The sequence below is a fragment of the Bordetella muralis genome (genome assembly GCF_965139205.1).
GTDB lineage: Bacteria > Pseudomonadota > Gammaproteobacteria > Burkholderiales > Burkholderiaceae_B > Bordetella_A > Bordetella_A muralis.
Window position 1 is genome coordinate 1 of sequence record NZ_CBCSIU010000005.1, and the last position, 18,968, is coordinate 18,968.

General features: G+C 59.6%; 17 protein-coding genes. 10 read left to right on the plus strand and 7 right to left on the minus strand.

What is annotated here, in order from left to right; all coding sequences use genetic code 11:
* Positions 1–155: 155 nt before the first annotated feature.
* The 4 genes from ACNA0I_RS09755 to alaC form a co-directional block, all read right to left on the minus strand.
* Positions 156–377: a YgdI/YgdR family lipoprotein gene (locus ACNA0I_RS09755; RefSeq protein WP_094821814.1), complete on the minus strand. Its 222-nt coding sequence runs from the start codon at positions 375–377 to the stop codon at positions 156–158.
* Positions 378–521: 144 nt separating this feature from the next.
* A complete protein-coding gene (thrC, locus tag ACNA0I_RS09760) occupies positions 522–1,931 on the minus strand; it encodes a threonine synthase (RefSeq protein ID WP_415805806.1) in 1,410 nt (469 codons plus the stop codon).
* A 52-nt stretch (positions 1,932–1,983) separates the two neighbouring features.
* Positions 1,984–3,288 (minus strand): homoserine dehydrogenase, encoded by a 1,305-nt coding sequence (locus ACNA0I_RS09765; protein WP_415806028.1) that lies wholly within the window; start codon positions 3,286–3,288, stop codon positions 1,984–1,986.
* A gap of 115 nt (positions 3,289–3,403) precedes the next feature.
* Positions 3,404–4,591, minus strand: a complete 1,188-nt coding sequence (gene alaC / locus ACNA0I_RS09770) for an alanine transaminase (protein ID WP_415805807.1) — start codon at positions 4,589–4,591, stop codon at positions 3,404–3,406.
* A gap of 182 nt (positions 4,592–4,773) precedes the next feature.
* On the opposite strand from alaC, the gene ACNA0I_RS09775 reads away from it, so the two are divergent.
* The 4 genes from ACNA0I_RS09775 to pdxA all read left to right on the plus strand — a co-directional run bounded on the left by ACNA0I_RS09775 (position 4,774) and on the right by pdxA (position 8,614).
* Positions 4,774–5,232: an Mth938-like domain-containing protein gene (locus ACNA0I_RS09775; RefSeq protein WP_415805808.1), complete on the plus strand. Its 459-nt coding sequence runs from the start codon at positions 4,774–4,776 to the stop codon at positions 5,230–5,232.
* Positions 5,229–5,693, plus strand: coding sequence for a peroxiredoxin (locus ACNA0I_RS09780; protein WP_415805809.1), 465 nt, complete (start codon positions 5,229–5,231; stop codon positions 5,691–5,693). Before ACNA0I_RS09775 ends, ACNA0I_RS09780 begins: the two co-directional genes overlap by 4 nt.
* Before the next feature lie 57 nt (positions 5,694–5,750).
* Positions 5,751–7,427 (plus strand): PhoH family protein, encoded by a 1,677-nt coding sequence (locus ACNA0I_RS09785; RefSeq protein WP_415805810.1) that lies wholly within the window; start codon positions 5,751–5,753, stop codon positions 7,425–7,427.
* A gap of 206 nt (positions 7,428–7,633) precedes the next feature.
* Positions 7,634–8,614 carry a 4-hydroxythreonine-4-phosphate dehydrogenase PdxA gene (gene pdxA / locus ACNA0I_RS09790; RefSeq protein WP_415805811.1) on the plus strand — a complete coding sequence of 327 codons (981 nt, stop codon included), beginning with the start codon at positions 7,634–7,636 and terminating at the stop codon, positions 8,612–8,614.
* A 157-nt stretch (positions 8,615–8,771) separates the two neighbouring features.
* Here the strand turns inward: pdxA and ACNA0I_RS09795 are convergent, their stop codons facing one another.
* On the minus strand, positions 8,772–9,560 hold the full coding sequence (locus ACNA0I_RS09795) for a FadR/GntR family transcriptional regulator (RefSeq protein WP_415805812.1): 789 nt from the start codon (positions 9,558–9,560) through the stop codon (positions 8,772–8,774).
* Positions 9,561–9,644: 84 nt separating this feature from the next.
* Between ACNA0I_RS09795 and ACNA0I_RS09800 the strand changes: the two genes are divergently transcribed.
* The 6 genes from ACNA0I_RS09800 (at position 9,645) to ACNA0I_RS09825 (ending at position 16,772) form a co-directional block, all read left to right on the plus strand.
* Positions 9,645–10,625, plus strand: coding sequence for a 2-hydroxyacid dehydrogenase (locus ACNA0I_RS09800; protein ID WP_415805813.1), 981 nt, complete (start codon positions 9,645–9,647; stop codon positions 10,623–10,625).
* Between the two features lie 26 nt (positions 10,626–10,651).
* Positions 10,652–12,112 (plus strand): NAD-dependent succinate-semialdehyde dehydrogenase, encoded by a 1,461-nt coding sequence (locus tag ACNA0I_RS09805; protein WP_415805814.1) that lies wholly within the window; start codon positions 10,652–10,654, stop codon positions 12,110–12,112.
* Positions 12,113–12,253: 141 nt separating this feature from the next.
* Positions 12,254–13,156 (plus strand): NAD(P)-dependent oxidoreductase, encoded by a 903-nt coding sequence (locus tag ACNA0I_RS09810; protein WP_415805815.1) that lies wholly within the window; start codon positions 12,254–12,256, stop codon positions 13,154–13,156.
* Positions 13,157–13,286: 130 nt separating this feature from the next.
* A complete protein-coding gene (locus ACNA0I_RS09815; RefSeq protein ID WP_415805816.1) occupies positions 13,287–14,435 on the plus strand; it encodes a mandelate racemase/muconate lactonizing enzyme family protein in 1,149 nt (382 codons plus the stop codon).
* 248 nt (positions 14,436–14,683) lie between these two features.
* A complete protein-coding gene (locus ACNA0I_RS09820) occupies positions 14,684–15,670 on the plus strand; it encodes a tripartite tricarboxylate transporter substrate binding protein (RefSeq protein ID WP_415805817.1) in 987 nt (328 codons plus the stop codon).
* A 109-nt stretch (positions 15,671–15,779) separates the two neighbouring features.
* Positions 15,780–16,772 carry a bile acid:sodium symporter family protein gene (locus ACNA0I_RS09825; protein ID WP_415805818.1) on the plus strand — a complete coding sequence of 331 codons (993 nt, stop codon included), beginning with the start codon at positions 15,780–15,782 and terminating at the stop codon, positions 16,770–16,772.
* A 100-nt stretch (positions 16,773–16,872) separates the two neighbouring features.
* Here the strand turns inward: ACNA0I_RS09825 and ACNA0I_RS09830 are convergent, their stop codons facing one another.
* A complete protein-coding gene (locus tag ACNA0I_RS09830; RefSeq protein WP_415805819.1) occupies positions 16,873–17,430 on the minus strand; it encodes a DUF1415 domain-containing protein in 558 nt (185 codons plus the stop codon).
* A 24-nt stretch (positions 17,431–17,454) separates the two neighbouring features.
* Complete coding sequence (locus ACNA0I_RS09835) at positions 17,455–18,921, minus strand: M20 family metallopeptidase (RefSeq protein ID WP_415805821.1); 1,467 nt, start codon at positions 18,919–18,921, stop codon at positions 17,455–17,457.
* Positions 18,922–18,968: the final 47 nt, after the last annotated feature.

The window sequence follows — 18,968 nt, forward strand, 5'->3', positions numbered from 1 at the left end:
CGGCGATAGGCCCGGTGTGGCTTCCAGGCGCCCGACAGGGACGTCTTCACAGAGAAGACCTATGCACCCAACTGACTGGCAGATTCGAATCGCATAAAAAAGACCCAAGCAAGCAACTACCCGCTCGGGTCTTTCTTTAATACACAAAGCCAAGACTACTTAACTTCTTCGATGGTCTTCACATCGTCCTTGTTAACTTGCACTCTCTGGCCGTTTTTATCGTACTCGTAAAAGCCAGTGTCCTCGTTATATTCAGGCTTGTCAGAAGTCATAACCTGACTGCCATCGCGCTTTTGGATCACTGAGGGCGTTGAGCATCCAGCCAGAACAGCGATTCCGGTAATGGTCGAAGCGAGCATCAGGGTTTTGAATTTCATATAGCGGTAACTCCGTCAATCTTGAACGAAGCTTCACTTTAGGTCGTAACCCCGCCTATTCCGTGACCGGATGTGGCCAAAATGCATAAGACTGTAATGACACCGCCCGGGCGGGCGGTGTCATAAAACAGCCTGCAACGCCTCTTACACCTTGGCGTTCGCCTCAATGTAGCGTCGCACCAACTGTGCGTCGCAATCCATGACCTCGACTCGCTGGGGCAAGGACTCCAGATCGGCCAAGGCCGCCGGGGGTTCGACCCTTTTACCCAGGGCGGCTTCGATAGTTTCGGAGAACTTCGCGGGCAAGGCGGTTTCCAGGACCAGCATTGGCACGCCTGGCTCCACATGCTCGCGTGCGACTTTCACGCCGTCGGCGGTATGGGGATCGATCAATACGCCGGTTGCTGCATGCGTGGCGCGAATCACGGACAAGCGATCGTCGTGCGTGCTTGTACCTGCGACGAAGCCATACTGCGATTCGAATGCGGATTTGAGCGAGGACAGATCAAAATAGCCATCGCGCGCGAGATCGGCCCACAGAGCCTTGACACGTTGCGGATCGCGACCGACCAAGTCGAACACAAAGCGCTCGAAGTTCGACGCGCGCGAGATGTCCATGGAGGGACTGGAGGTCGCGTAGGTATGCTCTGCGCCGCGAGGACGGTAGATGCCCGTGCGGAAGAATTCTTCGAGCACGTTGTTTTCGTTCGTGGCCAACACCAGACGGCGTACGGGCAAGCCCATGCTGCGGGCGATGTGGCCCGACAGGATGTTGCCGAAATTGCCCGACGGCACGGCGAACGAGACTTGTTGGCCGCGGCCTGTCGTGGCGCGCAACCAGCCGTGGAAGTAGTACACGACCTGCGCTGCAATCCGCGCCCAGTTGATGGAATTCACTGCGCCCAGACGATATTGGGTCTTGAACTGCAGATCGCCGGCCAGTGCCTTGACGATGTCCTGCGCCTCGTCGAACACACCGCGCACGGCGATGTTGTGAATGTTCTCGTCTTGCAGCGAATACATTTGTGCGCGTTGGAACGCGCTCATGCGGCCATGCGGCGACAGCATGAACACCGATACGCCGCGTTTGCCGCGCAGGGCATATTCCGCAGCCGACCCGGTATCGCCGGAGGTCGCACCCAGAATGTTCAATGTCGCGCCGCGTTGCGTCAGGACGTATTCGAATACCTGGCCGAGGAACTGCATGGCCATGTCTTTGAAAGCCAAGGTGGGCCCTTCAGACAAGCCCAATAGTTGCAAGCCACCATCCAGCGGCCGCAAGGGCACGATGTCTGCGCTGCTGAAGATGCCTTCGCGATACGCGGCACGCGTCAAGCGACGCAGGTCGTCGGCGGGAATGTCGGTCGCAAACGTCGATAGCACCTCGAAGGCGAGATCGGCGTAGGACAGGCCGCGCCAGGATTCGAGCGTATCGGCAGAGATTTGCGGCAGCGTTTCAGGAACGGCTAATCCGCCATCGGGCGCGAGGCCCTCCAATAGGATGTCGGTGAACGCTTGCGGCGCCATGCCGCCGCGGGTAGAGATATATTTCATCGGGAGCCTCGAGAAACCTCGATATTCATGCCGGAAAGATAAAGGAACATTGTCAATTCAAGGTTTCTACGCGCAGGCGCGTGACGCTGGAACGTACAAACGGCAGTTGTTCGATACTGTGGATGGCTTTGTCGACGTTGCCTTCGGTGGCTTGATGCGTCAGGAAAATGATGTCGGCGCCACCGATGTGCGAGGGTTGCTGGATCATCGAGCCGATGGAGATTTCGAGATCGGCCAGCACACGTGCGATATCGGCCAACACGCCAGGCTGATCGTCGACGCGCAAACGCAGGTAATACGAGGTACTGATCTGATCGATAGGCAGAATGGCCAGATCCGACAGGGCGTCAGGCTGGAATGCCAGGTGCGGGACGCGGTTACCCGGATCGGCGGTATGCAGACGCGTCACGTCAACGAGATCGGCGACCACGGCAGAGGCAGTAGGCTCCTCGCCCGCGCCCTGGCCGTAGTACAGCGTCGGGCCGACGGCATCGCCACGGACCAGCACGGCGTTCATCGCGCCCTCGACATTGGCCAGCAGACGCTCGGCGGGCACCAATGCCGGATGCACGCGCAGTTCGATGCCATCGGCACGGCGCTTGGTGATACCCAGCAGTTTGATGCGATAACCCAGACGCTCGGCGTGGGCGATGTCTTCTTGGGCGAGCTGCGAGATGCCCTCGATGTGGGCTTTGTCGAATTGCACCGGCACGCCAAAGGCCAGCGATGCCAGCAAAGTGAGTTTGTGGGCCGCATCGACACCCTCGACGTCGAAGGTAGGATCAGCCTCGGCATAACCCAGACGCTGCGCCTCTGCCAAGACGTCGGCAAAAGGCAGGCCACGCGAACGCATTTCAGACAGAATGAAATTCGTGGTGCCGTTGATGATGCCCGCGACCCACTCGATGCGATTGGCCGTCAGCCCTTCGCGAATGGCCTTGATGATGGGGATGCCACCCGCGACAGCGGCCTCGAACGCCACCATCACGCCTTGGGCAGATGCGGCGGCAAAAATCTCGTTGCCATGTTTGGCCAGCAAGGCCTTGTTGGCGGTAACGACATGCTTGCCGTTTGCGATGGCCTCGAGCACCAGTTCGCGCGCGAGCGTGTCGCCGCCGATGAGCTCGACCACGATGTCGACATTGGGGTCACGCACCAAGGCCTGCACGTCGGTGTCCACCGGGATGGCCTCGCCGATACGGCCGCGCGCCTTGGCTACGTCACGCACGGCGATGCGGCTGATCTCGATGCGACGTCCGGCACGGCGGGCGATTTCTTCGGCGTTGCGGGTGAGCACGCTCCAGGTGCCACCGCCCACGACACCTAAGCCCAACAGGCCAATCTTGATGGGTTTCAGGTCGGCGCCCGGATGAACTGCCCCGGAGGCGGGCTGGGTACTTGCAGCGTTTGTCATTTCCAATTTCCAGAATACGGTGGCTGGTCTGTGATGCCGGGATCGGCAACAACCAGGTTCATTTCAACAAGCCGTCCTTGCGGAACATTTCTTTGATACCACGCACCGCCTGACGCGTGCGTTGTTCGTTTTCAATCAGGGCAAAGCGTACGTACTCGTCGCCGTATTCACCAAAGCCGATGCCCGGCGATACGGCGACCTTGGCGTCGGATAACACGCGCTTGGAGAATTCCAGGGAACCCATGGCTCGGTATGGCTCGGGAATCTGCGCCCAGATGTACATGGATGCTTTGGGGATCTCTACGTTCCAGCCGGCCTCGTGCAGCCCGCGCGCCAGCACGTCGCGGCGATTGCGGTATTGCTCGACGACCTCGTTGACACAGTCCTGCGGGCCGTCCAGGGCGGCAATAGAGGCCACCTGAATCGGCGTGAACGTGCCGTAGTCGTGATAGCTCTTGATCCGCGCCAGCGCATTGACCAGGTCACGATTGCCCACCATGTAGCCGATGCGCCAGCCAGCCATGTTGTAGCTTTTGCTCATGGTAAAGAACTCGACCGCGACATCGCGCGCGCCCGGGACCTGCATGATGGACGGCGCGACGTAGCCGTCAAAGCAGATATCGGCGTAGGCCAGATCGTGCACGACCAGGATGTCGTGCTCCTTGGCCAGCGCCACCACGCGCTCGAAAAACGACAGGTCGACACATTGCGCGGTCGGATTGCTGGGGAACCCGAGAATCATCATCTTGGGCTTCGGAATCGACTCGCGAACTGCGCGCTGGAGTTCTTCGAAAAAATCCACGCCCGGCGTCATACGCACCGAGCGGATATTGGCGCCGGCGATCACCGCGCCATAAATATGGATGGGATAGCTGGGATTGGGCACCAGAACGGTATCGCCGCGATCCAGCGTCGCCAGCATCAAGTGCGCCAGGCCTTCTTTCGAACCGATGGTGACGATGGCCTCGCTATCCGGGTCAAATTCGACGTCATAGCGGCGCTGATACCAATCACAGATGGCTTTGCGCAGGCGCGGAATGCCTTTGGACACGGAATAGCCGTGAGTGGTGGGCCGCAACGTGGCCTCAACCATTTTGTCGACGATGTGTTTGGGGGTAGCGCCATCAGGATTGCCCATGGACATATCGATGATGTCCTCGCCCCGCCGACGGGCGGCCATCTTGAGCTCGCCGGTAATGTTGAACACATACGGGGGCAGACGCTCGATGCGGGAGAACTTCCTCATGGGGGACCATTCCTTGATATGGGGCGGGATGACGCGGATTTGCAGCGCAGCAAAACTTAGTAATCTAGCGCATGCAGGCCCCGTCGGCAAATTGACACGTTCTGTCCCTCTACCGGTAGTTACCCGGCAACAAACCGACATCCCGATGCGCTATTATCGGAAGCATCAAGTTGGAGTTTTTATTGAAGCTGCACACCGACCCAGCATCGGCCCTGAATACCGTCACCGCCTACGGTGATGGGTACATTGAAGTCAACCAGGTACGATTTTCCCATGCCGTCGCCTTCGGCCCCGAAGGCACGGTCTCCGAATGGCCTGTCCAAGGCGCCGCGGACATTACCGCGCCTCTTCTGCAACAAGCCGCCGGACTCTCCGAGGCCAAGCGCGACCCGCTGGCGTTTCTGGACGAGCCTGAAACCGGCACGCTCGCAAAGGGTATCGGCCCCGAGGTGCTGCTCGTCGGGACAGGAAGCCGCCAGCGCATGCTGAGCCAGGACGTCCTGCGCCCGCTATTGGCGGCCGGTATCGGGGTCGAAGTCATGGACACCCAGGCCGCCGCACGCACCTACAACATCCTGATGGCCGAGGGCCGACGCGTGGTCGTCGCCCTGCTGCCGACCCAAGGAGATCTCCCCACATGACCACGCTCATCGGCAAACCTGCCCCTCTCTTTACCGCTGAAAGCACCATCGGCCCGATCAGCCTCGAACAATGCCAGGGCCGCGCCGTGGTGCTGTATTTCTACCCCAAGGACAACACCCCGGGCTGCACGACCGAGAGCCAGAATTTCCGCGATCTGCATGCCGACTTCCTCGAGGCCAGCGCCGTCGTGATCGGGATCTCGCGCGACTCGCTGAAATCGCACCAGAATTTCCAGGGAAAGTACGAGCTGCCCTTCCCCCTCATCGCGGACACCGATGAGGCCGTCTGCAATCTATACGGTGTCATCAAGCAGAAGAACATGTACGGTAAACAGGTACGTGGTATCGAACGCAGTACGTTTCTGATCGACGCTTACGGTAGGCTTGTCCAGGAATGGCGCGGGGTCAAGGTGCCCAATCACGCCAATGAAGTCCTGCAAGCTGCCCGCAGTATTGGTTAAGTCTGTCTGAGCATCATCGTCAGGCGCTAGAGCCGGCCCACCAGGAGAACCCCCTATATGCCGCTACCCAAGTTGCCCTCCCGACCCGCAGCTATCCTGACATTCCCCTCGGGCGAAACCGCCCGACCCAAAGCCCGACCCAGCAAAGCTGCGGGAACGGCACCCTCGGCACGCGCCGAGGCGGTCAACACCCTCCCTGTACAACCCGAATTAGACGGCCTCAAATCCCAGGCCAGCGCACCTGCAACGGTACCTAGTATTGCCCCTGCGCCCGTGGCGGCCAAATCGCGCACAACTCGCGCAGCCAAGCCCGCCGCCCCGGCCCGCAAACTCAAAGCTCGCGCCCAGTCCGAGGTACGCAAGCTGTTCGTGCTGGATACCAACGTCCTGCTGCATGACCCGAGCTCGCTGTTCCGTTTCGAGGAACACGATATCTTCCTGCCCATGATGACGCTCGAAGAGCTCGATCATCAAAAGAAAGGCATGTCTGAGGTCGCGCGCAACGCGCGCCAAGTCAGCCGTTCGCTGGACGCCCTGGTCAATGACGCCGAGCAATTGGACGAAGGGCTGGAACTCAGCGCGCTGGGCAACAAGGACGCCACCGGCCGGTTGATGTTCCAGACCACGGCGATCCACAGCACGCTGCCCTCTGACTTGCCGATGGGCAAGGCCGACAACCAGATTCTGGGCGTCGTACGCGCGCTGCAGGAAAAATTCCCGCAGCGCGAGGTGGTGCTGGTGTCCAAGGACATCAACATGCGCCTGAAGGCCCGCGCCCTGGGCATGGCGGCCGAAGACTACTACAACGATCACGTTCTCGAAGACTCGGATCTGATGTACTCGGGCGTGATGCAACTGCCCGAGGATTTCTGGAATCGCCATGGCAAGGACGTCGAGTCCTGGCAACAAGGCGGCACCACGTTTTACCGTATCCATGGTCCGCTATGCTCGCAGTTCATGGTCAATCAATTCGTGTATTTCGAGGGCCAGATGCCCTTGTATGCACAGGTTCGCGAAGTCAGCGGCAAGACCGCGGTACTGGCTACGTTGCGCGACTATACCCATGGCAAAAACAACGTCTGGGGGATTACCGCACGCAACCGCGAACAGAATTTCGCCATGAACCTGCTCATGAATCCCGACTGTGACTTTGTGTCGCTGCTGGGTCAGGCAGGCACGGGTAAAACGCTGTTGGCGCTGGCCGCCGGGATCACCCAGGTCCTGGAAACCAAGCGTTATACCGAAATCATCATGACCCGCGTGACGGTTCCGGTTGGCGAAGACATCGGCTTTTTGCCGGGTACCGAGGAAGAAAAAATGCTGCCCTGGATGGGCGCATTGGAAGACAACCTCGACGTGCTCAACATGAACGACAGCGAAGGCGGTGCCGACTGGGGCCGTGCTGCGACGATGGATCTGATCCGCTCGCGGATCAAGGTCAAATCGCTGAACTTCATGCGCGGCCGTACGTTCCTGAACAAATATCTGATCATCGACGAGGCCCAGAACCTGACGCCCAAACAGATGAAGACACTGGTCACCCGGGCAGGCCCCGGCACCAAGGTCGTCTGCCTGGGCAACGTGGCACAGATCGATACGCCCTATCTGACCGAAGGCAGCTCGGGCCTGACGTTTGTAGTGGATCGGTTCAAGGGTTGGCCGCACGCGGGACACGTCACGCTGCAACGTGGTGAGCGTTCGCGTCTGGCGGATTATGCAGGCGACGTGTTGTAACGATTAAGGCAGTCTGGCGCGCCTCGTCACTGTGCGCCAGACTGCTTCATCACAGACAGGACAAGCAGCAATCGTGCACAGCCCCCTCTACGTTGGAGGGGGCTGTTCTGTTTCATGCTGGACACAGGTGCGATCAAGAGGCGTACGATGCATGAAGAGAGCTGCGATGCCTGCCAGCATTACCTTGAAATAATCATCTAACTATCATGTCTGAATTGCTTCCTGTTGGCATCACCATGGGCGATGCCGCCGGCATAGGCCCGGAAATTATCGTCAAAGCCTGTGCGCAGGGTTTGCGCGCCCCCGTGGTCGTCTACGGCGACGCAGGCGCCTTGCGCCGTGCGGCGGGTCAACTCGGGGCCCGCCTGGACGTGGTCGAAATTGCAGATGCCAGCCAAGCCAGCAAAACGCCAAGCCGCATCGACGTCATTCCCTGCGGCGCCCCGCTGCCCCCCGATTTACCTATTGGAAAAACCAGCGCGGCCGCCGGACAGGCGGCCTACGACTATCTCTGCGCAGCGATCGACGATGCGCAGGCGGGCTTGATTCGCGCCATTGTCACCGCGCCATTGAGCAAGCATTCCATGCATCTGGCAGGCATCGATCAGCCGGGCCACACCGAAATCCTGGCAGAACGGTCAAACACGACCGATTTCGCCATGATGCTGGCCAACGACGAGTTGCGCGTGCTGCTGGTCACCATCCATATGGCGTTGGCGGACGTCCCCAAAGCTGTCACACCGCAAGCCGAGATTCGCGCCATTCGCCTGGCCGATCTGGCTTGCCGGCAAATGGGCATTGCACGCCCCCGCATCGCAGTAGCTGGGCTGAACCCTCATGCTGGCGAAGACGGGAAATTCGGTCGCGAAGACCTGGATGTGATTACCCCGGCAATCGGTCAGGCCCGTGCCGAGGGATTGGAGGTTTCCGGTCCGTGGCCCGGCGACACGATCTTCATGCGGGCGCGACGCGGTGAATTCGATATCGTCGTGGCGCAATATCATGACCAGGGCTTGATCCCGGTGAAGTACCTGGGCGTGGATCATGGGGTCAATGTGACCGTTGGACTGCCTTTCGTACGCACCAGCGTGGATCACGGCACCGCTTTTGATATTGCCGGTAAAGGCATCGCGGATCATGCGTCGCTGGTTGCAGCGTTTGATCTGGCGTTGGCCATGACGCCGTAGTTGTTGCCGGCCACAAACCGATTGGCCTGATGCCGGCCATGCTGATCCGTGCTTGGCTATTAATGACGTCTGCCGATGACCGGCAGACGGTCGCTGGCCAGGCCCGCTACTCGCGAACTGTCGGCCATTGACGGTTAACGGCTGACTCTTACTCGGCCTACTTGCTTTTCCTGATCTCGGACACCAATCGGGTTCGCGCCAGTCTGCCTGCCGCCGCGCGATTCGATCCCTGCCAATATTCAGCGTCGACATTCTGTATGCGAGTCGCTGTGCTGAGCATGTGATGAAAGGCCGCGGCTCTGGCCGCCTCGATATCGCGCCGCTCGATGGCGGCACGTATTGCCTCGTGTTCGTTACGCACCTGATCGGCCAATTGTTCCTGGCGCGCTTCGTTGCCACGCGTCACGCGGATAGCGTCTTTCAGCGCGCGGGTCAGCATCCCCAACAGTTCCGGATAATGCGGATTGCCGGTCGCCTGCGCGATCGCGATATGAAACGCCAGATCCTCCTCCACCCCGTCGCCGTTTTTGGCGACAGCGTGATGGATCTCCGCCAGTGCCTGATTGATGCGCGCCATATCTTGGTCGCTGCGCCGCTCGGCGGCCAATGCGGCCATTTCTGCCTCCAGGCCGCGACGCAACTCGATGATGCGCAACACCCCGCGCGCGGGATCCTCGTCGGGCGTGCCCAGCCGAAACACATCGCTGGACGCCGGATCCAGCACCACCGTGCCGCTGCCCTGACGCGTGTCCACCAAGCCCGCGGATTTCAGGCGCGAAATCGCCTCCCGGATCACGGTGCGGCTCACGCCATACTGCTCCATCATGAATTTTTCCGTGGGCAGCCTGGCATTGACGGGGTACGCACCACGCCGGATTTCCTGCGCCAGCATATCCGTCAGCTGATCGGATAGCGTCCTTTCATGGGGTGTTTTTTTTTCTGGCATGGCTGGGGTAACGGATTCCCTCTTGACAAATTTGTCGTACAAATTGATAGTACCAAAAAACAGACAAAGGAGGCATTGCAGGCAATGACAGTTACTGCGACCAAACCCAAGGCATATCTATGCCGCCGTTTTCCGAAAGCGGTCGAAGCCGCTTTGCGCGGGCGCTATGAGCTTCAGGTCAATACGGACGACAGCATTTTGCGGCCGGACCAGATCGCGCAATCCGCGCAAGGATCCGAAATCCTGTTTGCCAGCGCGACCGAGCAAATCAACGCAGACGTGCTGCGCCAACTGGCCCCGACGCTGCGTTACGTCGCCACACTGTCCGTGGGGTACAACCACATCGATATGGCGACGGCCCAGGCATTGGGAATTGGCGTCCTGCATACGCCCGACGTGTTGAGCGACGCGTGCGCAGAGATCGCCATGATGTTGATGCTCAATGCCTGCCGCCGCGGATACGAAGCCGATCGTATGGTCCGTACCGGCCGCTGGCCCGGATGGAGCCCCACCCAACTATTGGGCCTGGGCCTCAAAGGCAGGCGGGTGCTGGTTTTCGGCATGGGCCGCATCGGCAGGGAAATCGCCACCCGGGCGCGCGCCTTTGGCATGGAAATCCATTACCACAATCGCCGCCCGCTCTCCGACGATCTGGCACATGGCGCGATCTACCACGCGGACTTTGACGATGGGCTGCGCAATGCCGACGTACTGGTCATTGCCGCACCTGGCTCGCCCGAACTGAAAGGCGTCATCAATGCCGAACGCATTGCGCAACTGCCCCCAAACGCCGTAGTGATCAACATTTCACGCGGCGAACTGGTGGACGACGATGCCCTGATCCAGGCCTTGTCCTCAGGCAAGCTTTTTGCTGCGGGTCTGGACGTGTACGCCAACGAACCGAATATCGACCCACGATATCGTGAATTGGACAACGTGTTTCTGTCTCCGCACATCGGCAGCGCCACACACGAAACCCGTGACGCCATGGGATGGCTGCTGATCAACGGCCTGGACGCCCTGTACCAAGGCACGACTCCCGACAACTTGCTCAGCCCACGCTGAGATGCCCTTTTTTCATGAGGTTTACGATGAATTTGCAACGACCTTCACTATTTCGCCAACAATGCTACGTCGGAGGAAAATGGATCGATGCCTCCGGCGGCAAGACCATTGACGTCACCAACCCCGCTGACGGCTCCACGCTCGGCACCGTCCCCTCGCTGACGCAACAGGACGTACGGCAAGCAGTCGAGGCGGCAAACAAGGCACTGCCCGCATGGCGATCCATGGCTGCCAAGCAACGTTCACAGTTGATCCGCCGCTGGTTCGACTTGTGCATGGCGAACCAGGAAGACCTGGCCACGCTGTTGACCCTGGAACAAGGCAAACCGCTGAAAGAATCGCGTGGCGAGATTGCCTACGGCTCGTCGTTCCTGGAATGGTTCGCAGAAGAAGCCAAACGCATTTATGGCGACATTATTCCCGCCGCCTCGGCCGATCGCCGTATCGTCGTGATCAAACAGCCTGTCGGGGTCGTCGCCGCCATTACGCCGTGGAATTTCCCCAATGCGATGATCACGCGCAAAGCCGGCGCAGCGCTGGCTGCGGGCTGCACCATCGTCATCAAACCGGCAACGGCAACGCCCTATTCCGCCCTGGCACTGGCTGAATTGGCAGAAGAAGCAGGCATTCCCGCAGGGGTGCTGAACGTCGTGACGGGCAACTCTGGCACGGTCGGTGGTGAACTCACCGGCAACCCATTGGTGCGCAAACTGTCCTTTACCGGATCGACCAGCGTCGGAAAACTGCTGATGGAGCAATGCGCCGGCACCGTCAAAAAGGTCTCGATGGAGCTCGGCGGCAATGCGCCATTCATCGTGTTCGATGACGCAGATCTGGACTTGGCCGTGGCCGGTGCCATGGCGTCCAAATTCCGTAACGCTGGCCAGACCTGCGTCTGCGCCAACCGTATTTTCGTGCAGGACGGCATTTACGATGCCTTCGCCGAGCGCCTGAAACAGGCAGTGCTGGCACTGAAAGTCGGTGACGGCCTGCAAGACAGCATCGACCTGGGCCCGCTGATCGACCAGGCCGCCGTCGAGAAGGTCCAGGAACACGTGGACGATGCCATCGCAGGCGGTGCCACCGCCTTGACCGGCGGCCGCGCCCATGCGTTGGGAGGCCTGTTCTATGAGCCATCGATTCTGTTGAACGTCTCGCGAGACGCCAAGCTCATGCAGGAAGAAACCTTCGGTCCGGTTGCACCGCTCATCCGATTCAGCACGGAACAAGAAGTCATCGACCTCGCCAACGACACGCCGTTTGGCCTGGCTTCCTATTTCTATACGTCGGACTATAGCCGCGCATGGCGCGTCTCCGAGGCGCTTGAAACCGGCATCGTAGGTTTGAACGAAGGCATCATCTCGACCGAGCTGGCCCCGTTTGGCGGCATCAAGGAATCCGGCGTCGGCCGCGAAGGCTCCAAATACGGCGTCGATGATTATGTCGAAATCAAATACATCTGCGCGGGCGGCCTGGGCAAGGTCTGAGCGTTGCTCCAACACCTGAGCAGAACTCGACTCACACTGCACATAGAACCCGCATACCACTCAAACCCGACGAGGCTCGCAGCCTGATGGCTGCGCCTCCTTCCTCCCCGGCATTCCTGCCGGGGATTCCCGGAGCAATGAATGACATCCAATAAACCGCAAATTGGCCTGATTGGCGCCGGCCTGATGGGATCGGGCATCGCCGCCAGCCTGCTGCGCAACGGTTTCCCACTGACCATCCTCGAACATCCGGGCAACCAGCCGCTGGACAAACTGCTTGCGGCCGGCGCAAAAACGCTGCCGAAGGCATCCGCACTGGCCGCCGAGGCGGACATCCTGATCATCTGCGTCACGGGCTCACCTCAGGTCGAGGCCGTACTGTTTGACGCAGACGGCGCGTTGCAAGGCCTGCGTCCCGGCAGCACGGTGATCGATTGCTCGACCGCGATCCCCTCTTCCACACGCAAAATCGCTCAAGCGGTCCAGGAGGCGGGCTGCGCGTTCCTGGACGCCCCAATGACGCGCACGCCCAAAGAAGCCGCGGAGGGCCGATTGAACTTGATCGTCGGCGGCGACAAGAACGTCTTTGAAAAATGCCTGCCCGTGCTGCAGAGCTACGCCGAAAACATCGCCTACGCAGGCGGTGTGGGCAGCGGCCATCAGATGAAATTGCTGCACAACTACGTGTCACTCGGATTTTCCGCCGTCCTGGCCGAGGCAGCCGCCTGCGCGCGTCAGGCGGGGACCGATCCGAAAGTGTTCTGCGACATCCTGGCCGCCGGCGGCGGTGGCGGCGTGGTGCTCAATCGACTGCGCCCCTACATCGAGTCGGAAGACTCATCGGGTTTCGTGTTCTCTATTTCCAACGCGTTGAAGGACATGGGCTACTACTGCACCATGGCTGAAGAACAGGATTCGCATAACGCGCTGGCCAGCGGTGTCAAACGGCTGTACGAGCAGGCCGCGGAGACGGGCTTGAGCCAATCGCCCGTGCCTACCCTCGTCAGCTATTTGGCAACATCGCCGACAGGCACGGCGAAATAGTCACGACGTTCTACTGCAGGTCCCGACAGGTCTGATTGACGTACCCTGGCTGATGGCGCTATCAAGCCTGCAGCCAGGGATACCCCGATCATGCCGTCAACAATCAAAACGACATCAACGAGGAGACAATATGAAAATTACCCGCATTACTGCGATCCCCATTTCCTACCGCTTGCCTGAAGGCAAAACGGTGACGATGGGCGTAGGCAGCACCTTGAAACGCGACGCCATCATCGTGCGCGTCGAAACGTCCGAAGGCATCACCGGATACGGCGAATCGCATCCGGGACGCAGTCCCAGCGCGATCGTCAGCCACATCCACAACACCTTGTCACCCTTGCTGGTCGGCATGTCCGCTACCGATGTCGTCGGTGCATGGCAACGCATACACCGCATGCAGTTCTCGAGCCACGGCCTGGGCGCGGGTGCTGCCCTGGCGCTGTCCGGTATCGACATGGCCCTGTGGGACATCCGCGGCAAGGCGGCCAACATGCCTCTATACGAACTGCTCGGCGGCTCGCGCAAACGCCTGCCTGCGTATGCCGGCGGGATCGCATTGGGTTATCAGGCCCCGGAAACGCTTGCCGAAGAAGCACTGTCATACATCGAGCAAGGCTATCGCGCGGTCAAACTGCGCATCGGCGATACGGTGAAAGACGACATTGCCCGCTGCGTACACGTCAGAAAAATGGTGGGCGACGAGATCGATATCCTGACCGACGCGAACACCGCGTACACCATTGCCCAGGCGCGCCGCGTATTACCAGCATTGGCCGACATTCAGGCAGGCTGGCTGGAAGAGCCCTTTGCCTGCAACGATTTTGCGTCCTATCGCGAGGCCGCCAAGATCACGCCGCTGGTTCCCTTGGCCGCAGGAGAGAACCATTTCATGCGGTTCGAGTTCGCCCAGATGCTGGAGGCAGGCGCCGTCCAGGTGTGGCAACCGGACCTGTCCAAGACGGGCGGTATCACCGAGTCGGTACGGATCGCCGCGATGGCATCGGCCTTCCGTATCCCCATCAACGCGCATAGTTCAGCAACAGGGTTGAACCATGCCGCGACCTTGCATTTTCTCGCGGCGACCGAAAACGCGGGATATTTCGAGGCCTGCGTTTCTCACTTCAACCCATTCCGGGACATGTTCGGACCGACGTTCACCATCGGCAAGGATGGCTGCGTCGAGCCGCCCACGGGTCCGGGCCTGGGCGTAGAAGTCGACGAATCCCTGTTCGACAAATTCCCCATGGTTGACGGCCCCGGCTATGTAGTGAAGTTCTGAATCAGCAACACCGGACGGGCATATCGCCCGTCCATTGCAGCACCAAGGCACAGCCATGCCAGTCCGCACGACTGACTGTGCTGAATGACGATCGATCCACAACAACATCAACGGAGACAGATCGCCGAAGCGCTGCATAGCAGTTGGATGCGAAGGCAAATACAGGCTGGATCTGACGCTGCACCCCTATCCCATCCTGCCTTCGTCACACCGCTATGCCAGCTCCAAAGGCGGTCAGATAACACATCATGACGATTGGAAAACTGAGTGTAATGCTGGGCAGCCTGAGCCTGATCATCGCCGCTGCCGTCGCGCCAGCGGCCCAAGCCGCGTCGCCTTATCCCAACCAACCCGTACGCATTGTCGTTCCCTATACGCCAGGAGGATTCAACGACACGCTTGCCCGGACCGCGAGCGAGTATCTGACCAAGGCATGGAAGCAATCTGTCATTGTCGAGAATAAACCCGGGGGGAATACCCTGATTGGCAATACATTCGTCGCAGAATCCAAGCCGGACGGCTATACCCTGCTGATCACGCCGTTGCCGTTTTCGGCCCTGCCCGGACTGTATCGAGACAAGATGAAATACAACGCGCTCAAAGATTTTGAGCCCATCATCTGGGCAGGCAGCACACAGAATATCCTGACGGTACGCGCCGACTCCCCGTTCAAAGACGTCAAATCGCTCATCGCATACGCCAAGGCCAATCCCGGCAAACTCAATTACGGATCAACGGGTTCCGGTTCGTCGAACCATCTCTCCATGGAGCTCTTTCTGGAATTGACCGGCACCAAGATGTCGCACATTCCCTATAAAGGCAGTGCTCCAGCGGTCACGGCGTTATTGGCTGGGGACATCGACGTGTTGTTTGATAACTTGCCGAACGTTTATCCCAACATCACGGCAGGCAAATTGACCGCGCTCGCAGCGACTGGCGCCAAGCGCCCGGCATTGTTGCCCAACATTCCCACCGTTGTCGAAGCAGGCGTTCCTGGATACGAAGTCAACGTCTGGTTCGGCATGCAAGCACCGGCCGGCACCCCCGCTGACATCGTGCAGAAGATCAACGCCGACATGGTGAAGATGCTGCATGAAAAGGATGTCGTCGATCGATTCGGCAAACAGGGCGTTGAAATTGTCGCGAGCACGCCAGCGGAATTCAAAACGCTGGTCCATGACGAGGTCAAGAAATGGACGGGGGTCATCGACCGGGCCGGGATCAAAATCGAATAATCCGCCGGGACGATTACCCTACAAATAGCTGAATATCGCACCTGACGTGGCGGTCTACAATAACGGCCTTTGACCGCCACGTCGGCGATCGTTTAGCAGCTTATCTCCAATGTCCCGCTACACCCGATTTTTGCCCGACCGCTTTACCCTCCTCCTTGTTACGACCGTCCTGCTTGCCAGTCTGCTTCCCGCCCATGGCCAGGGTTTGGTGGCATTTGACTGGATCACCAATCTAGCAATCGCACTGCTATTTTTCCTGCATGGCGCACGTCTGTCGCGCGAGGCCATTATTGCAGGCGTCATGCATTGGCGGCTGCATCTGACAGTCTTTTCGGCGACGTTCATCATGTTCCCGATCCTGGGGGTGGCGCTCAAACCGCTGTTGCAGCCATTGGTCACGCCAGAGCTCTATACCGGCATCCTGTTCCTATGCTGCCTGCCCGCGACGGTGCAGTCCGCGATCGCCTTCACGTCGATGGCCCGGGGTAATGTGCCCGCTGCGGTCTGCAGCGCGTCGGCATCCAGCCTGTTGGGCATTTTCCTCACGCCGCTGTTGGCGGGCACTGTGGTGGTAGCCAGTGCGAGCGCACCGATTTCCTTTGATGCCGTGGGCCAGATCATGTTGCAGCTGTTGCTGCCGTTTATCCTGGGCCAGATCATGCGCCGCTGGATCGGTGCGTGGGTACACAAACGCAAGGCGTTGCTGAAATTCGTGGACCAGGGTTCGATTTTGCTGGTGGTATATACGGCTTTTTCAGAAGCGGTCAACGAAGGGCTCTGGCATAACACCCCCGCGCCTGCCTTGGTCGGCCTGGTATTTTCCTGCGCCGTATTGCTGGCCTTGGCATTGCTGGGATGCGTGATTCTGGGCAAGATCTTCAAATTCAATATCGAAGACCGCATCACGCTATTATTCGGCGGCTCAAAGAAAAGCCTGGCTAGCGGAATTCCCATGGCGCAGGTCATTTTTGCAGGACAGGCAGTGGGAGCCATTGTGCTGCCATTGATGTTGTTTCATCAGATTCAACTGATGGTTTGCGCGATGCTGGCTAGCCGATTTGCCAAGCGGCCGCATGGGAGCGCGAAGGCGCGGACGAGGTGAGCGANNCGGTGTCCGGCGCCCGCGCGCCGGACCGACTTTGTGAAGCCCGGCCGGGCCGATTGCCTCGGCTCGACGACCAACAGAACCTCTACTCCGTCATCTACTCCGCAGCCATCAACTTCCGCCACCCCTCCCACCCCAGCCCCCTCAACGTAGCAATATTCTTCTCATAAATCTCCGCCGCATCCTCAAACGCCTCCACGGCACGATCGATACTATCCTCTCGCAAGATATGCAAAACAGGATAAGGCGACCGATTGGTACAGTTCTCAACATCATCCGGCTCAGTCTCCGCGAACTGAAAATCCGGATGAAACGTCGCCACCTGCAGTTCCCCCACCAACCGCATACGCTTGAGCAGCCGATCGGAATAATCCTCAAAATCGTTGAACTCATAAAAATCGTTCAACGCATCCGGCACAATCAACAACGTCGTGTCGGTTTGATCTGGATCCGTCTCGGACAACAACAATAGTTCGCTTTCCAAGTCCGTCAGCACGCCCTCCGCATCCGTAGCGTCACTGACCGCATAGCGAACTTGGTTTTTCACCTGCACAGCTTTGGCAAAGGGACACAGGTTCAGGCCGATCACGGCCCGTTCCACCCAGAGACGAGTTTCGTCGATGATGCGCTGATAAGCGCCGTCGATATGAATCATAGGAATGTACTCAATCGCCAGACATCAAACCGGCAACGCCGCCATGATTTGCGCCACTGACGCCGTCAGGCGTTTACCGTATGGCACATGCAGGAACTCGTTGGGACCGTGCGCGTTGGAGCGTGGCCCCAACACGCCGCAGACCATGAACTGAGCTTTGGGAAAACCCTCTTGCAGCAGACTCATCAGAGGAATCGTGCCACCCTGCCCGATATAGCCGCAAGGTGCGTCGTAATACTGGCGCGATGCCGCGTCCAGCGCCTGGGTAAGCCAAGCCTCGGACTCAGGCGCATTCCAGCCCGTAGCGCCATGCTGGGCGTCGAAAATGACTTTCGCGTTATAGGGCGAGTCGGCCTCGAGCAACTGTTTGATTTCATCCGACGCCGCAGCGGCATCCACCAGCGGCGGCAAACGCAAGGATAGTTTGAACGACGTCCGCGGACGCAGCACATTCCCGGCGCTCATCAGCGGCGGCAAGCCCTCGGCACCGGTCACCGACAGCGTCGGACGCCAGGTGCGATTCAGCAAGGCTTCTTCGGGCTCGGTCGTCATCGGCAGGACGAAACTGCCGTCAGCGCCACAGCTCCAGGGAAAACGGCGCCAGACTTCATCACCCAGGATACGGGCAGTTTCCTTGACCTGCTCGCGGCGAGCCGTCGGAATCTCGCAATGCAGGCTCTGCGGTAACAGGCGCCCTGTGCCGCTATCCTCCAGGCGATCCAGCAAATGACGCAGAATGCGGAAACTCGAGGGTACGACACCGCTCGAATCGCCGGAGTGCACGCCTTCGTCCAGCACCTGGACCTCGAGCGTGCCGGCGACCATCCCGCGCAGCGACGTGGTCATCCACAATTGATCGTAGTTGCCGGCCCCGGAATCCAGACAGACCACCAATGCCACATTTCCCAGGCGGTCCCGCAGCGCGTCGACGTAGGGCAGCAAATCGTAGCTGCCCGACTCCTCACAGGTCTCCACGATACCCACACAGCGAGGGCGTGGAATGCCCTGCGCATCGAGCGCCATGATGGCCGTGATCGACGCATAGATGGCATAGCCGTCATCGGCGCCTCCGCGGCCATACAGTTTGCCGTCCTCGTATTTAGGCGTCCAGGGGCCCAAATCCGAACGCCAGCCCGAAAACTCAGGCTGCTTATCCAGGTGACCATACAACAGCACGGTGTCCCCGTTGTCGGCGCGCGTTGCTGGTGCATCGAAAAAGATCACAGGCGTACGCCCAGGCAAACGCACGACCTCCAGCTTCAGGCCAGCGACCTTGCGCGACTCGACCCACTGCGCCGCATCGCGCACGACGCGCTCAATGTAAGCATTTTTTTCCCAATCCGCGTCAAATGCCGGGCTCTTGGCGGGCACGGCGATGTAGTCGGTCAGGGCCGGGATGATTTCGTCGTCCCATTGGCGGTCCACAAACGCCTGCAGGGCGTCGGGGTCTAAGGTAGGCGGCAAAGCGTCGTCGGGAATGCGAGCGTTCATGGCGCAGATCCTGTACGAAAAAAGGGGTAAACCTGGATTTTATGCTA

Coding starts and splice junctions, on each gene's coding strand:
- ACNA0I_RS09810 (WP_415805815.1), top strand. CDS start 12,254: ATGACATCCAATAAACCGCAAATTGGCCTGATTGGCGCCGGCCTGATG.
- ACNA0I_RS09820 (WP_415805817.1), top strand. CDS start 14,684: ATGACGATTGGAAAACTGAGTGTAATGCTGGGCAGCCTGAGCCTGATC.
- ACNA0I_RS09835 (WP_415805821.1), bottom strand. CDS start 18,921: ATGAACGCTCGCATTCCCGACGACGCTTTGCCGCCTACCTTAGACCCC.
- ACNA0I_RS09795 (WP_415805812.1), bottom strand. CDS start 9,560: ATGCCAGAAAAAAAAACACCCCATGAAAGGACGCTATCCGATCAGCTG.
- ACNA0I_RS09815 (WP_415805816.1), top strand. CDS start 13,287: ATGAAAATTACCCGCATTACTGCGATCCCCATTTCCTACCGCTTGCCT.
- ACNA0I_RS09805 (WP_415805814.1), top strand. CDS start 10,652: ATGAATTTGCAACGACCTTCACTATTTCGCCAACAATGCTACGTCGGA.
- thrC (WP_415805806.1), bottom strand. CDS start 1,931: ATGAAATATATCTCTACCCGCGGCGGCATGGCGCCGCAAGCGTTCACC.
- ACNA0I_RS09825 (WP_415805818.1), top strand. CDS start 15,780: ATGTCCCGCTACACCCGATTTTTGCCCGACCGCTTTACCCTCCTCCTT.
- ACNA0I_RS09800 (WP_415805813.1), top strand. CDS start 9,645: ATGACAGTTACTGCGACCAAACCCAAGGCATATCTATGCCGCCGTTTT.
- pdxA (WP_415805811.1), top strand. CDS start 7,634: ATGTCTGAATTGCTTCCTGTTGGCATCACCATGGGCGATGCCGCCGGC.
- alaC (WP_415805807.1), bottom strand. CDS start 4,591: ATGAGGAAGTTCTCCCGCATCGAGCGTCTGCCCCCGTATGTGTTCAAC.
- ACNA0I_RS09755 (WP_094821814.1), bottom strand. CDS start 377: ATGAAATTCAAAACCCTGATGCTCGCTTCGACCATTACCGGAATCGCT.
- ACNA0I_RS09785 (WP_415805810.1), top strand. CDS start 5,751: ATGCCGCTACCCAAGTTGCCCTCCCGACCCGCAGCTATCCTGACATTC.
- ACNA0I_RS09780 (WP_415805809.1), top strand. CDS start 5,229: ATGACCACGCTCATCGGCAAACCTGCCCCTCTCTTTACCGCTGAAAGC.
- ACNA0I_RS09830 (WP_415805819.1), bottom strand. CDS start 17,430: ATGATTCATATCGACGGCGCTTATCAGCGCATCATCGACGAAACTCGT.